The 15011-nt window shown below is 61.3% G+C and carries 14 protein-coding genes; 8 read left to right on the plus strand and 6 right to left on the minus strand.

Annotated features, from left to right (window positions below):
* From LDN12_RS16990 to LDN12_RS17000, 3 genes are all read right to left on the minus strand, one after another.
* Positions 1–1994: methyl-accepting chemotaxis protein (locus LDN12_RS16990; RefSeq protein ID WP_223923834.1), on the minus strand; the 1994-nt coding region annotated here is incomplete at its 3' end.
* Between the two features lie 251 nt (positions 1995–2245).
* Positions 2246–3943 (minus strand): sigma-54-dependent Fis family transcriptional regulator, encoded by a 1698-nt coding sequence (locus LDN12_RS16995; protein ID WP_223923835.1) that lies wholly within the window; start codon positions 3941–3943, stop codon positions 2246–2248.
* A 277-nt stretch (positions 3944–4220) separates the two neighbouring features.
* A complete protein-coding gene (locus LDN12_RS17000) occupies positions 4221–4682 on the minus strand; it encodes a universal stress protein (protein ID WP_223923836.1) in 462 nt (153 codons plus the stop codon).
* A gap of 214 nt (positions 4683–4896) precedes the next feature.
* Between LDN12_RS17000 and LDN12_RS17005 the strand changes: the two genes are divergently transcribed.
* Positions 4897–5631, plus strand: a complete 735-nt coding sequence (locus LDN12_RS17005; protein WP_223923837.1) for a Crp/Fnr family transcriptional regulator — start codon at positions 4897–4899, stop codon at positions 5629–5631.
* Between the two features lie 188 nt (positions 5632–5819).
* Here the strand turns inward: LDN12_RS17005 and LDN12_RS17010 are convergent, their stop codons facing one another.
* On the minus strand, positions 5820–6725 hold the full coding sequence (locus LDN12_RS17010; RefSeq protein WP_223923838.1) for a hypothetical protein: 906 nt from the start codon (positions 6723–6725) through the stop codon (positions 5820–5822).
* 416 nt (positions 6726–7141) lie between these two features.
* Here LDN12_RS17010 and LDN12_RS17015 point away from each other — a divergent pair, with 416 nt between their 5' ends.
* Both LDN12_RS17015 and LDN12_RS17020 read left to right on the plus strand, forming a co-directional pair.
* A complete protein-coding gene (locus LDN12_RS17015) occupies positions 7142–7612 on the plus strand; it encodes a DUF2844 domain-containing protein (protein ID WP_223923839.1) in 471 nt (156 codons plus the stop codon).
* Positions 7599–8825 (plus strand): DUF3443 domain-containing protein, encoded by a 1227-nt coding sequence (locus tag LDN12_RS17020; RefSeq protein ID WP_223923840.1) that lies wholly within the window; start codon positions 7599–7601, stop codon positions 8823–8825. The genes LDN12_RS17015 and LDN12_RS17020 overlap by 14 nt, the downstream gene beginning before the upstream one ends.
* A 245-nt stretch (positions 8826–9070) precedes the next feature.
* Here the strand turns inward: LDN12_RS17020 and LDN12_RS17025 are convergent, their stop codons facing one another.
* A complete protein-coding gene (locus tag LDN12_RS17025; protein ID WP_223923841.1) occupies positions 9071–9742 on the minus strand; it encodes a response regulator in 672 nt (223 codons plus the stop codon).
* Positions 9739–11205: an ATP-binding protein gene (locus tag LDN12_RS17030; RefSeq protein WP_223923842.1), complete on the minus strand. Its 1467-nt coding sequence runs from the start codon at positions 11203–11205 to the stop codon at positions 9739–9741. The genes LDN12_RS17025 and LDN12_RS17030 overlap by 4 nt, the downstream gene beginning before the upstream one ends.
* Before the next feature lie 234 nt (positions 11206–11439).
* On the opposite strand from LDN12_RS17030, the gene LDN12_RS17035 reads away from it, so the two are divergent.
* The 5 genes from LDN12_RS17035 (at position 11440) to macA (ending at position 15011) form a co-directional block, all read left to right on the plus strand.
* The gene (locus LDN12_RS17035; RefSeq protein ID WP_223923843.1) at positions 11440–11712 is read left to right on the plus strand and encodes a hypothetical protein; all 273 of its coding nucleotides are present in this window, start codon (positions 11440–11442) and stop codon (positions 11710–11712) included.
* Positions 11713–11781: 69 nt separating this feature from the next.
* Positions 11782–12408: a Spy/CpxP family protein refolding chaperone gene (locus LDN12_RS17040; protein WP_223923844.1), complete on the plus strand. Its 627-nt coding sequence runs from the start codon at positions 11782–11784 to the stop codon at positions 12406–12408.
* A gap of 92 nt (positions 12409–12500) precedes the next feature.
* Positions 12501–12881, plus strand: coding sequence for a PDZ domain-containing protein (locus LDN12_RS17045; RefSeq protein WP_223923845.1), 381 nt, complete (start codon positions 12501–12503; stop codon positions 12879–12881).
* A 267-nt stretch (positions 12882–13148) separates the two neighbouring features.
* Positions 13149–13787, plus strand: coding sequence for a CerR family C-terminal domain-containing protein (locus tag LDN12_RS17050; RefSeq protein ID WP_223923846.1), 639 nt, complete (start codon positions 13149–13151; stop codon positions 13785–13787).
* A 15-nt stretch (positions 13788–13802) separates the two neighbouring features.
* On the plus strand, positions 13803–15011 hold the full coding sequence (gene macA, locus LDN12_RS17055; RefSeq protein WP_223923847.1) for a macrolide transporter subunit MacA: 1209 nt from the start codon (positions 13803–13805) through the stop codon (positions 15009–15011).

Genomic DNA, 15011 nt, shown 5'->3' on the forward strand with positions numbered 1-15011 from the left:
CCTTTGCCGTGCTCCCCGGCCCGGGCCGCCTCGATGGCGGCGTTCAGGGCCAACAGGTTGGTCTGGCGGGCGATCTCCTCGATGATGGAGATCTTGCCGGCGATCTCCTTCATGGCGGAAACGGTCTCGGCCACCGCCTTGCCGCCCTCCTTGGCGTCTTCGGAACTCTTGATGGCGATCTTCTCGGTCTGGGAGGCGTTGTCGGCGCTCTGGCGGATATTGGCGGTCATCTGTTCCATGCTGGAGGACGCCTCCTCGGCCGCGGCCGCCTGCTCCGTCGCGCCCTGGGACATCTCCTCGGAACTGGCGCTCATCTCGCGGCTGCCTGCCGTCACGTTGTCGGCGGCGGCCTTCACGTTGTTCACCACCTCCACCAGCTTGGCCACCATGTCGGAGAGGGCGTGCATCAGTTGGTCTTCGGACGAACGCTCCTTCAACTCCACCATGAGGTTGCCGCCCGCCACCTCCTTGGCCGCCGCGGTGATCTTGTTGGTGGCGTCGATGAGGATGTTGAGGTTGATCTTGATCTCGTTGAAATCGCCGTTGTAGTTGTCCGTGATCGCCGGCGGAATGTCGCCTTTCGAGATGCGGTCCACGTATTCGGCGGCCACGTTCAGCGGGCCGATAACCGCGTCCAGGGTCTCGTTGACGCTGGACACGATCTTCTGGAAATCCCCGTGATGTCTGGAGGCGTCGGCCCTGGTGGCGAGCCTGCCTTCCACGGCGGCCCCGGAGAGCATGATCGCATCATCCACGAGAGATTTGATGGCGTGTTCCATCGAGATCAATGACGGCATCAGATGGTCGTTTTCACATCGTTTCTCGATCTTCGCCAACACCTCGTAATCGCTCAGATCCCCTTTCGAGATATTGGTGGCAATCCTCTGGAGGTTCAGCAGGCGATCCCGAACCTCATTGGTGTCCTGGGCTATGTCCGCAAAGATGCCGAGACAGGACGCCTCCACTTTTCGGGTGTAATCGTTCAAGGCCATGGCCTTGAGAACCTCCTTGGATTCCACCAGCCCCTGCAGCCCGTTGATGCATTGGTTGAGGTTGACTTTGACCTCGTTGAAGTCGCCGCTGTAGGTGTCGGTTATCAGGGGCGGGATGTCCCCCTTGCCGATCCGGTCCACATATTCCGCCGCCACGTTCAGCGGGCCGACGACGGCATCCAGGGTATCGTTAATGCCGGAGACGATGCCCTGGAAGTCGCCGTGGTGTTTGGATACATCGGCGCGGGTGGCCAGCTTGCCGCCGACAGCAGCCTTGGAGAGCATGGTGGTGTCATCCACCAGCGCTTCAATAGCTTCCATCATGGTGACAAGCGCCGGTATCAAGGTGTCGTTGTCGGAGCGCTTGCCGATTTTTTTAAGGGCGTTCAGGTCCTCTTTGTATTGCCCTATGGCGATGTGCTGGCAAACGTTTCGTGCGCTGACGACACGCTCCTTGACGGCATCGGTCGCCTTGGCGACCTCCGCGAAGATGCCCTGGTAGGAACCTTCTACGCTCAGGCTGTAGTCGTTTACGGCGATTCGCTGCAGGACCTGATTTGCTTCCACCAATCCCTGCAAGCCGTTGATGCACTGGTTGAGGTTGACCTTGATCTCGTTGAAGTCGCCGCTGTAGGTGTCGGTTATCAGGGGCGGAATGTCCCCCTTGCCGATCCGGTCCACATATTCCGCCGCCACGTTCAGCGGGCCGACGACGGCGTCCAGGGTATCGTTGACGCCGGAGACGATCTTTTGGAAATCCCCCTGGTGCCCGGAAACATCCGCACGGGTCGCCAGCTTGCCTTCCACGGCGGCTTTGGAGAGCATGGCGGCGTCGGAAACGAGGGCTTTCAAGTTGTGGCGTAACGTCTCGACGGTTTCATTGATGATCGCTCTCTTGCCGGGGAACTGCTCTATCGGCGCATCGAAATTACCCTTGGCGAACTCCGACAGGCACACCATAACTTTTTTCATGTCATTGCGGTTTCCGAACAGAAAAGCCATTGTGCTATCCCCCTTTTAGTGATTCATATTGTGTCTGGTCATGGCCACGATAGTATCTATTCCACGTTGTGTGCCAGACTCGTGCGGGGGGGTGGGGGGGGATAAAAATTTCATTAAAATCAGGGGGAATAGCGAATGGGGACGGCTGACGAAAAGCCGATGGGGACTGTCGCATTCGTATCATGGCACACAATGTGTGTCAGTCGCCTGCTACAGAAGTGTGCGCAGACCCGGTCACCGGGCGGCGCCGGTCAGGGGGTGTCGTCGGAGGCGGGGTCTTCGTGAAGCATCCGGTAGAGCGTGCTGCGGCTGACGCCCAACAGGCGGGCGGCCTTGGCCTTGTTGCCGTCCGCCATGGCAAGGGCATCCTCCATGGTCGAAGGGGGTGGCGGTGTGCCGCCCGCCGGCTGCTGCTGAAAGGAGGCGCAGAAGTCCTGCGGCAGGTCTTCCACCGCAATGACCGTGGTGGGGCAGAGGATCGCGGCATGTTCGAGGACGTGCTCCAGTTCGCGCACGTTTCCCGGCCAGGGGTGGCGCATGAACAGCGTCATGACCTCGTGGGACACGGCACCCAGGTCCTTCCCGAACTTGTTGCGGAATTTTTCCAGAAAATAGTCCACCAGAAGCGGGATATCGTCCCTGCGGTCGCGCAGGGGGGGGATCACGAGGCGCACCACGTTCAGGCGGTAGTAGAGGTCGTGGCGGAAGGTGCCGAGCCGGACCTTTTCGACCAGGTCCTGGTTGGTTGCCGCGACGACCCGCACATCGACCTTGATGGGCGTGGAGTCGCCGACCGGTTCGAACTCCTGCTCCTGCAATACGCGCAACAGCCTCATCTGCATGGCCAGGGAGATGTCGCCGATCTCGTCGAGAAAGATCGTCCCCCCGTTCGCCTTCTGAAAGCGGCCGATCTTGGCGGATACCGCGCCGGTAAACGCGCCGCGCACATGGCCGAACAGTTCGCTCTCCAGGAGGTGCTCCGCCAGCGCCGAACAGTTGACCTTCACGAACGGCTTGTCGCGCCGGACGCCCTGATGGTGCAGCGCCGCCGCCACCAGCTCTTTGCCGGTGCCGCTTTCGCCGTTTACGAGGACCGTGGTCTGCACGTCGGCCAGCATCTCGATCAGGGTGTACATCCGTTGCATGGCGTTATTGCCGCCGACAATGCCGCCAAAGCCGCTTCTCCGGTGCACCTGTTTTTCCAGGAAGACCAGGTCCGTCTCGTCGCGCAGAATGGCCACGGCCCCGTTGATGGCGCCCTCGCCGTCGACCACGGGAGAAACGCTGAGGCTGATGATCCGTTTTGTCCCGTCCGTCTTCCGGCATTCGAGGCGGCGGATCGTGCGCTGGACGCCGTCGCGCAGCACATCGGCCAGAACCTTTCCGCATGTGCCGGTGCAGCCCGATTCGATGTCCGGAAGGGAGGCGCCCAGGTGCTCCGTGCCGTAACGGCAGGACCGCAGGGCCGCTTCATTGATCTGGGCCAGGCGGTTGTCGCGGTCCACCAGGATGATGCCGTCCGAGGCGCTGTGAAAGATGGCGTTCAGGTTCGCCTGTTGGCGTTCGTTCTCCTCCATCAGGCGTTTCGTGCGCATGGCGCGCTGGACGACGGCGATGATCTGCTGCGGGGTGAAGGGTTTGGCGAGATAATCGCTCGCCCCCAGTCTGAGCGCCTCCGCGGCCGAGTCCGCCTCGGGGCGTCCGGTGATCAGGACCACCTGGGCCTTCGTGTCGTACTCCCTGATGCGGCGTAGCAGGTCGATGCCGGTGCCGTTGCCGAGAAAGATGTCGGCTATGATCAGATCGTATCTCTTATCGGCCAGAAAACGCTCGGCCTCGGAGATGCTTGAGGCGCAATCGACGGCAAGGTCCCCCGCCTTGGCCAGCAGGAGCGAGAGCATTTTTTGTATCGATTGTTCGTCATCGACTACCAGGGCGGTGTGGGGCATATTCGCTATCCTCGCCGTATCTCTTCGGAAGGCAGGGGCGACCTTCTCTCATTAGGGCCGGTAGTATACGATTTATCGGCTATTTTTTCAATGAGGGAAAGTGCGGATCGGGCCTCGGAGGGAAATATTCGTGCGAGAGCGCTTTTGGGGCTATTGCAGGGAGAAAAGCATGTGTGTGGAAATGAGTGCACATTACTCCGCATCGTTGCCGTTCCGGCTCTCCTTGCCGGCGGCCATGCGTCCGCCGTCCGTCAGATCCCCTCCGCCCGCCATCGGCCTACCAGTGTATCGCTTTGGGCTCCTTCTTCACGAGCATGATCGAACAGGGCATCCTGCGGATCAATTCTTCATTGCTGCGGCCGAACAGAAAATGTTCGATCCGCCCCTCCTCATGCGCCAACAGGATGAGGAGATCGATCTTTTCGTCCTTGACCGTCTTCAGGACCTCTTCGGTCGGGTCTCCGCTCTTGATCAGTTCCCGGATCGGAAATCCTTTGGCCTTTTCCTCCCGAATGATCCGGTCCAGGTCCGCTTTCGCCTCTTCGAAGAGTTTTTGGTATTCCGCCTCAAGGGAGACGATGGGCAAATTCCATCCTTCGATCCCGAAAGGATTATGGACAACGTGCAGGATGGAAAGCTCCGCATTGTATTTGCGTGCCAGCGAAATGCCGTAATGGACGGCTTCCCGGCAGTACATGGTCATCCTGCTGACAACGAGTATGCGTTTGAAATCTTCCATGATCAGGCCTCCTTGCCCGAAATCTGTCGTACTGCATGAACTGCATATATTCATTATACACCGGATTTCAACCAGGGAGGCGTTCTACTTGAGGGGCGCATACGGTCCGGGCGACCGCATGCCGTTCAAGCCAATGGAAAAAAATTTGATATACTCTATTTAGTATGCCATGTATGGCATTACAGAGGAAGCGGTGCAGGGCAAGGAGCGTGCGATGATCCGAAGAACGTTTGACCCGGAGTTGGCGACCAAGATCGTTAGGGATGTCCCGCTGTTTTCCTGCTTCTCCCATGAGGAGATCGCGTCGTTGCTGGAGAAAGCCGCCATCTACAGCTACCACAAGGACGAGATCATCATCCATGCCGATGACCCTGCCAGGCGGATGTACATCATCCTCAAGGGGCGGGTCCGGGTTGTGGAGATCACGGCCGGCGGGGAGGAACGGGTAATGGCGTTCCGCCACCGCGGCGATTACTTCGGCGACATGGGGCTGCTGGACGGCAGGACCGATTTCGCCACGGTGATCGCCATGGAACCGAGCAGGGTTCTGTTGATTTCCAAGGAGGCGTTCGACGAGTTGTTTCTGGACAACAACAAGGCGCTGCTCCAGGTTGTCGCCGTGCTCTGCCGACGCCTGCGGGAGAGTTGGCTCTTCCATAATATCATCGGGATAAACGATGCGGAGTCGAAGATCAGGGCAACCCTGGCCCATTACAGCACGACCCTGGGGACGCAGGACAGTCACGGCGTGATCATCAATTCCGTCTTCTCGCAGCAGAGCATTGCCGACCGCGTCCAGATCACCCGCGAGACGGTGACCAGGGTGTTGAGGAAGATGAAGGATCAGAACGAGATAGAGATGGTCGGGCGGCACTTCAAGCTGCTTCCCGTTTTTTTCGACAAGTACCGCCAGTCCCCGCTCTACAAGAACTTCACCGCGGACCGGTAACGACATGGGGCCGGATCATTCGATCCGGCCCCATGTCCCTTCACGGTTCCCGTCTGTTCACTGTCCGCCATTGTTCGTTCAGGGGTGCAAATGCCTCGGTCGGTCGGCATTTGTTTCAGGCTTCCTCGATGAGGGCCAGCCGGTTGATGGCGGTCTGCCGTCGCGTGGCGGAACAGGCCGTCGGTTCCCTAGACGGTTGCCGATGCTATCTGTGCGTTGTTTTCCGCATTATGGGCATAGCTGTTGGAACTGAGTTGCATGTAGTTCTTCAGCGCCGAGCTGAGCAGGGTTTGCAGGTTGGTGACGGAACTGTCGCTGCCCGTATCCGTTGACGTGGACGACGACGTCGAGGAGGTGGACGACGAGGCGCTGTTCAGGGCGTCCAGCAGGGCCTGGAGCGTTTGGGCGACGGTGTCCCGGGTGGCGCTCGCGGATGATGAAGATGCGGAGGATGCGGTTTCTTCAGGCGGTTTCGGCGGCGGAGAGGAAAGTTTGTCCTCGATCTGGGAGAAGATCTGCCGGGCATCGGTCAGGCTGCCGGATTGAAGGGCGCTGCCCAGGCTTGCGATATCCTGGCTGAACGGGTCGTTGCCCTGGCCGCCGCTCTGCGCGGCGACATCCTTCTGGAGCGTGGCGAACGCCGTCTGGGCATCGGACAGGCTGCCCGAGGCGAGCGCCGCGCTCAGGGCCGCGAAGTCCTGCGCCAGGGGATTGGTGTCCGAAGAGTTCGTCGAATCCGCCGAGTCGGTGGAGTCCGTCGAGTCCGTCGAGTCCGTGGAGAGTGACGATGCCAGGTCCATCTGCTGTTTGGCAAAATCCCCGTGACCCTTCATGTGTTGCTGGATCTTGGCCAGCACGTCCTGGGCATCGGTCAGGTCGCCGGATTGGAGCGCCGTGCCGAGGCTCTGGATGTCCTGGCTCATGGGGTTGTCGGTATCGCCCGCTTGCGTGGATGTGTCCGATTGCAGCGTGGCGAACGCCGATTGGGCGGCGGTCAGGCTGCCCGATTGCAGGGCGGCGCCGATGTCCTGAAAGTCCTGCTTGATCTTGACAAAGGGGTTGTAGCTGCTGGAAGAAATACCGGAAATTGACATTTGTGACCTCCTTCTGGTGGGATGCGACCGGCCGGAACCGCCTGGTTCCGCGGTCAGGGGTGGTTTGCGCCGTGTGGGCATTCACGCGCTACGCGAGAATTTCCATATAATCAGCCTCTTTTACCTCCTTTCCCGGAGAGTGGGGCAACCGTCCCGCGCCCCTCTCGAAAACCGGCTCCGGCGTCTTTTGCTCATGGCAGTGTCCTATGTGTACACGCGAACTGTGGATATATCGTGAAAGAAAAAAGGAATTTTCGAGCGCGATTTGCCGCCGCATCGCCCGCTTTTTCATAATGCCTGCATAGTTCTTCCATCTTTATCCTCTATTTTTAACAGTGTAATTTTGATAGAATACAATTGTTCGTTGAGTACGGTCGGTATTTCCCTATCGCGGCAACATTGCAAAGGCGGCCCTTATGAAAGATAGCATCCATGTCCGGTTAGTCTGTCTCGGCATCCTCGCGGGCGTATTCATCCTCGCCCGGCACGGGGAGGCCGCCCTCGGCGGAACCGCCGCTTCGGTCACCGCCGATCGCACGGCCCTTGCGGCGGTGCACCGCGCCACCACGACCCGCAGCGCCTACACGGTCCAGGAGTACCAGTCCGATTCGACCACGGTGCGGGAGTACGTGTCGTCGGCCGGCGTGGTGTTCGCCGTTGCCTGGAACGGCCGGGTCAATCCGGACCTCACCACCCTTCTCGGCTCCTATGCCGGCGAATATCAGGCCGCTTTGCGGAAAACCGCGCGCAAGCGGGGGCTCAGGCGGCAAGAGGTGCAGTCGGACCAGGTCGTGGTGGAGAAGTGGGGCCATATGCGGAATCTGCAGGGGAGGGCCTATAGCCCGGCCTTGATTCCTTCGGGGGTAACCATCGATGAGATCAAGTAACCTGTTTTTTGCCTTCCTCGTCATGACACTCGTCTCCGCCTGCGGTTCCGGGGGCGGGACGAGCAGCACCACCAGCACTACCTCGACCGGCGGTACCGATACGACGACCACCACCACGGCGAGCAATGTGCTTACCGTCACCGTCAACGGCTCGCTCTGCTCCAGCAGCACCTCCAGTTCCTATCCCAACAAGCCGTGCGTCAGCGTGACGATCTGCAGCCCCGGCACCTCGACCTGCCAGACCGTCAACGATATCCTGCTGGATACCGGCAGTTACGGGTTGCGCATCTTCAATACCGCCCTGACCGGCGTGACCCTCACCCAGGTTGCCAGCGACGGCGGCGGGTCGCTGGCCGAATGCGTGCAGTTCGGGGATGGGTCGCAGTTGTGGGGTCCGGTGATGACGGCGGATGTGGTCCTGGGAGGAGAAGACGCCGTGCAGATGCCGATCCAGGTGATCAACTCCGGCTTCGGCACGCTCCCGGCGACCTGCAGCAGCGCCGACGCAAGCCCCAGCGCGGCAGGGTTCAACGGCATCCTGGGGGTGGGGTTGTTCGCAGAGGATTGCGGCACGGATTGCCGCGACTATGCCGATAACAGGCAGTACTACAGTGTCTCGGGGACGAGCACGGTCGCCAGCGTCGCTCCCCTTGCCAGCCAGGTCATCAACCCGGTCGCGGCCCTGCCGGTGGACAACAACGGCGTGATAGTGACGCTCCCCACGGTCGCCACGGCAGGGGCGACGTCGGCCACCGGTTCGCTCACCCTGGGGATCGGCACCCAGACCAACAACGTCCCATCGTCGGTAACGGCCTATCCCTCCGACCAGTATGCCGAATTCCTGACGACCTATAACGGTACGAGCTACTACGGTTTTCTGGACACCGGTTCCAACGGCCTGTTTTTCCCGTCCACGAGCCTGTTGCCGGCCTGCACCGTCCCCGGCTATTCCGATTGGTTCTGCCCCTCCACGACCCAGAGCCTGACCGCCGTCAACGCGGGGTACGCCGGTTCGCCGTCCGGCACCGTTGCCTTCACCATCGGCAATGCGATCACCATGTTCAATACGTCCAACGCGGTGTTCCCAGCGCTTGGAGGGCCAATGAGCGGCGGGTTCGACTGGGGATTGCCGTTCTTCCTGGGGCGGACCGTCTACGTGGGGATCGACAACAAGACCTCCACCCTGGGGACCGGGCCGTACTGGGCATATTGAGCGGCGTCTCCGGGATTTGACTCATAACAAGCGTAAAGGCAGCCAGGTCACGGAGGCCCGGAGGAAAATCAAAAGCAGGGGATAAACGGTTGTAGATTCCGTGGCGATCTTATCCGTGCCTCCGTGGCACATGCTTTTTCAGGATCAAGAGTTGCCGCTTATGCACAAACCCCACCGCAGCCGTGCGCCGCAGTGGGGTTTGTCGTTTCCCGTGATCCTGTTTCGCCTCCCGGAGGCGCAAGCCGTTACAGCATCTCGAATTTATAGCCGACCCCATACACCGAATGGATCAGTTCCCGGTCGGGATCGGCCACGGCGATCTTTTTGCGCAGCTTTTTGATGTGACTGTCGATGGTGCGGTCGCACACGGTGCGTTGGTCGCGATAGATCTGGTCCATGAGCTGCTGCCGGCCGTAAATGCGTCCCGGACTGGTAGCCAGGAACTGCAGCAGTTTGAACTCCACCGCCGTGAGGTCCAGGTCGTGACCCGTGAGGGTGGCCCGGTAGCGCGATTCGTCGAGGGTGAGCCCCTCCGCCTGGATCGTCTGTTCGCTTCCGGCCCGGCGCAGGACCGACTTGACCCGCGCTACGACCTCGCGCGGACTGAACGGTTTGCAGATGTAGTCGTCGGCCCCCAGTTCGAGCCCGAGCAGGCGGTCGATCTCCTCGACGCGGGCGGTGACCATGATGACCGGCACGTTGGAGAAGGTCCGGATATCCTTGCAGATCTCCAGGCCGTCGCGGCCCGGCAGCATGAGGTCGAGCAGGATGAGGCTGGGCGTGTTCTCCCGGATCCAGGCGACCACCGGGATGCCGTTGGTCAAGCAGTGGGCCTCGAAACCGCTCTGTTCCAGATAATCGAGCAATAGTCCCGCCAGTTTTTCTTCATCTTCGACGATCAGTATTTTTCCATTCATGAGCATCTCCCCGTCAACGGTAATTCGATTCTTATCCAGAGGCCGCCCAGCGATGAGGGATGGGCGTCGATGGTACCGGCGTGGGCCTCGACGATATTGCGGCAGATGGCCAGCCCGAGCCCCGCCCCCCCGGCCGCCCGGTTGCGGGATGCCTCCACGCGATAGAGGCGCTCGAACAACCTGTCAAGCTCGCTATCCGGTACGCCGGGGGCCGAATCCTCGACGTCGATGGTAACGCGATCAGCGCGGCGGGCCAGGCGAACGGCGATCGTGCCGCCCGGATCGGTATATTTCAAGGAATTGTCGAAAAGATTGGCAAAAAGCTGGTGCATCCGTTCGGGATCGCCGAACACCACGGCCTTTCCATCCTGGGGTATGGCGGCTGTGGTGGCGATCCCCCGGGCGGCGAACTGGGGGCGGTAGCTGGCGAATACCGATGACAACAGGGTTTCCAGCTCCATTTCCACCTTGCGATAGGTCAGCGCGCCGACGTCGGAGAGGGAAAGCTGATACAGGTCGTTCACCAGGTGCTCCAGACGCATGACTTCCCCGTGGAGCGAATCGATGGCGTCCGGGGTTGCCGGCCGGATCCTGTCCTGAATGGCTTCGAGCTCGCCCCGCAGGATGGCCAGGGGGGTGCGCAACTCGTGGGAGATGTCGGCCACCCATTGCCGTCGCGTCTGTTCGTTCTTTTCCAGGGTCAGGGCCAGGGAGTTGAAGCCCCGGGCGAGATGGCCCAGTTCATCCGCCGATGTCACCGGCACCCTGGTGGAGAATTCCCCGGCGGCAAGGCGGTCGGTGGCCGCGGCCAGGGCCTTGATCGGCCGGACGAGGCGCCGCGCCAGGGGGAGGGCGAGCCCCGCCGCCAGCAGCACGAGGGTTCCCGCCATCAGGGTGAGGACCGATTGTATGTCCTTGAGAAAGCGGCTCTGGATGTCATCGGGGAGCCGCCGGTGGGCCATCAGTCCCAGGTATCCCACGGTCTTCTTGTCGTGTTGGAGCTGCTTGAGCTGGACATCGGCCGGGATGACGGGTGGAGCGAATATCGGCTGTTTATTCCCGTCGAGCAGGAGGAACAGTTTGCCGATCTCCCGGGGGGGGTGCCCAAAGGGGAACGGACCCGGTTCCCGGTCTCCGGGCCGGCGGGCTTCCGGCGGCCCTCCCTCGGGGGGGGCGGGATGTCCTTGCGGGAACGTTTCCATTATGAGCCGGAACCATTGTTCCGGCTCGTTCTTCAGGTAATCCCAGCTCCCCCGGGCGGCATAGCCCGCCTCCAGCCGTACCGCCAGCCGCGCGAACTGGGTCTGCTCCACCTCGTGCATATAATGCCGGAAGCCCCGTTCGAGACCCCACTGCATGATGAAGAACATGCTCACCACGGTCAGGATCGTGGCCGCCAGGATCACCAGGAACAACCGGTAGGTGATGCGTATCTTTATCAACTTCTGTTCCTTTCTTGCCATTACCCGTGCAGGCCGACCTGAAACAAGACTGCTACCATTAGTATCACAAACAGCGGACAGAGCACCACCATCAGGATTGTGTGCCGGTTCTTTTCATATTTATTACATATTTTGGCCATACTGGCTTGTTAACGTGTCTTGTCGGAAACGGTGGGGAAAAAACGGCCGCCGCCTTTGCGGGCGAGCGCGGGAAAAGTGTTGCCGGAATAAGCGGAGTGGAGAAAGGAGCATGTGATGGGGATACGCGATGTGAAGCGGTTGGTGATCTTCGGTGTGGCGAGTGCCCTGGCCCCGGTCCCGGTATGGGCCAGCCTGGGGACATCGGGGGGCGGTGAGCCAAGGAAGCCGCCCCAGGCGGCGTTCGATATCTGCAAGGACAAGAGTGAGGGGGCCGCGGTGGAGATCGTCACCCCTCGCGGCGATACGATCAAGGCGACCTGTAAAAAGTTCAAGGACGGAACCCTGGTGGCCGCCCCCGACGGTCCGCCGCCCGGGCCTCAGAAATAGCGGGCCCGGCACGCGGTAAACGATGACAACCGCCAAGAATTGGCACTAATCTACGGGAGGAGAATCCTTATGAAACGGCAGATTATCATGTGTGCCCTGCTGGCAGCCACGGCGCTCGGGGTGAACGGCGTCTGGGCCGGGGGCGGAGACGATCACGGACAAAGAATGAGGGGGGAAGAGGGGGACGGGCCGATCGGCATGATGCCTCCTCCTCCGCCTCCCGAAGAGATAATTGCACATATGACGCGGCAGCTCAAGCTGACCGGCGATCAGCAGACGAAGATCAAGGCGGTCTTTGCGGCGGACCGGGAAAAAACAGCGACGCTCATGCAAAAACTGGGTGAATACCGCAAGCAATTGCACGATGCCGCCCGCGGCGCAACCTTCGATGAGGCGGCAATCCGGGCTCTGGCCACCAAACAGGCCCAGGCCGAGGTCGAGCTGATCGTTGCCCGCGAGCGGGTACGGAGCCAGGTGAGCGCTCTGTTGACCCCGGAACAGCGGGTTGCCGCCGAGAAGTTTCCGCCGCCGTTTCGTCGCGGGCAGGGGCCTTGGTTCCGCGGGCCGGAGGCCGGATTCATGCCGCCGCCACCGCCGCCGCCGTGCGGTTGCGGGAGATGGCCGGGAGCGGGAGAGTACGGCGACGGTGACGAAATGCGCGGTCCCTGCCCCGGCTCCGATGAGGAGCGGGGATAGGGCTGCGGCGGGGATGGCCGCCCCTCCCGCGGGCGGTCCGTCCGCCCGGGGGAGGGGCGCAGGAGATACCTGTGGGTATCGGGGAGGCAACGATGCAATTTGGCGATTATATTAAAGGTCCGCAGAGTAAAAAACCGACGAAGTGCGATGTTCTGGGTATGGCGGTCACTGAAATAGACCAGGTTTCCGCCCTGCGGAGCGGCATGGAAATGGCGGCCGGGCTCATCGTCACGGCGGTCAGGTGGGGGAGCGCGGCCGACCTGGCCGGGGTGGCGAGCGGCGATATCATTTCGGAGGTGGACGGAAGTCCCACCAGAAGCCTCAAGGACCTGAAAAAACTGCTGGCGGCGCACGATCCGCAAACACCGTTCAGGCTCCTGTTCCTGCGTATCGGCACCTGGCGTTACTTCACCATCCCTTTCGACGAGGATTGTTGTGCAGAAAAGACGCGACCCGCCCTGGCGGCCGGTTAGCCGCGCGGGACCGTTTCAGGGGGGGCGGCGCCCTCTTCGGGGCGATGCCCGGTACCCTGTGAATCGCCCGCACACCGGCGGGCAACGACGGAGGAACACTCTTCGACTCGGCCAGATAACGCTTCCCGGCCCCAAGGGGGCTCTCACCCCTCTTCTCAGACACGCGGCATCCATCCTGAAAAAAATACGAATCCCCTTGACAATTTAAAATAGCAGTTTTAAATGTATATTTAAAATATGTATTTTAAATGTGTCCAGGGCAAAGCCATGACAAAAAAGAATTCCATCAAAACGCGGGAAAGGCTGTTGGCCGCCGCAAGCGAGGTGTTTGTCGCAAAGGGGTACCGCGATGCCACTGTTGCGGATATCTGCAACCGGGCCGGGGCGAACATCTCGGCGGTGAATTACTACTTCGGCAGCAAGGAGGCGCTGTACCGGGAGGCTTGGCTGCATGCCTTTACCGAGGCCATAAAAGCGCATCCGCCGGACGGGGGGGTGAGTGCCGCCGCACCGGCCGCAGAGCGGCTTCGCGGGCAGGTCAGGGCGCTCCTGGCCCGAATTGCCGACGAGAAGTGCAAGGACTTCGCCATCTCCCGGATGGAGCTTGCCAACCCTACCGGCCTCTTGTCAGAGGTCATGAGGTCGGAACTCAATCCCCTGCGGGAGAAGACCGAGTCCCTGGTGCGCGAGCTGCTCGGGCCGCGGGCCTCCGATACCCAGGTGCATTTCTGCGAGATAAGCATCGTCAGCATGTGCATCAATCCCATGGTGATGAAAAGGGTCAAGCAGGGGGACGGGAGCAAAAGGCACGGCGGCCATGCTCCCATCGAAGATCTTGAGGCGTTTGCAGATCATGTGATGACATTTTCCCTGGCCGGAATAGCAGCCGTTCGCGGCCAGGCATAGAAACGGATCGGTCCAATGATAAAACTATCGCGTAAGCAAAAAATCGTCTCGCTGGGTGCCGTCCTCGTCCTCCTGGGTGCGGGGTGGCTGGTCAAGCACTTCTTCTTCACCAAGGAGAAGGTCACGTATGTCACCGCCAGCGCCGCCAGGATGGATATCGAGGAGAGCGTCCTGGCCAGCGGCATCCTGAAGGCCTTCAAGACGGTCGCGGTCGGCGCCCAGGTGTCCGGACAGTTGAAGACGCTGCACGTGGCCCTGGGGGACAAGGTGAAAAAGGGGCAACTGCTGGCCGAGATCGACTCGGTGACCCAGTTGAACTCCCTCAAGGATGCGGAGGCCCAGGTGGAGAACCTGCGCGCCCAGAAACTCTCCAAGCAGGCGCTCCTGAAGGAGTATGCCCTGGCCTGGCAGCGCCAGCGCCAGATGGCGGCCAAGGACGCCGCCTCCCAGGCGGACCTGGAAAGCGCCCAGGCTGCACTCGACAGTACCCGCCACGATATCGCCTCCCTGGATGCCCAGATAAAGAAGGCGGTTATTGCCGTGGATACGGCCAAGGCCAACCTGGGGTACACCCAGATCAGCGCGCCCATCGACGGGGTCGTCATCTCCATCGATACGGAGGAGGGCCAGACCGTGGTGTCCACCCAAACCGCCACCACCATCATCACCCTGGCCACCCTGGATACCATCACCGTGAAGGCGAAGATCTCGGAGGCCGACGTTATGCGGGTCAAACCGGGGCTGACGACCTACTTCACCCTGCTGGGGGATGCGGATACCCGCTACTACAGTAAATTGCGGGCCATAGAGCCGGGCCCGGTCTCCAGCAGCACCAGCACCAGCAGCACCAGTAGCAGCACCAGCACCAGTTCGTCGGCGGTCTACTACTACGGTCTGTTCGAGGTCCCCAACCCGGACAACAAGCTGCGGGTCTCCATGACCGCCCAGGTGTCCATCGTGCTGAACGAGGCGAAACATGCCCTGGCCATCCCCACGTCGGCCCTGGGCGACAAGCTGAAGGACGGCCGCTATACGGTGCGGGTCCTGCGCAACGACAAGCCCGAGACCCGCACCGTCCGCGCGGGCATCGGCAACGGTGTCTACGTGCAGGTGCTGGAGGGCTTGCAGGAGGGCGACAAGGTCGTGGTGGGGGACAGCACCTCCGTGCCGGCGGCCGCGACGACCGCCCAGCACCCCGGCGGACCGCCGGGCGGGAGGCGCTGA

It is taken from the genome of Geobacter sp. AOG2, from assembly GCF_019972295.1.
Classification (GTDB): Bacteria; Desulfobacterota; Desulfuromonadia; order Geobacterales; family Pseudopelobacteraceae; genus Oryzomonas.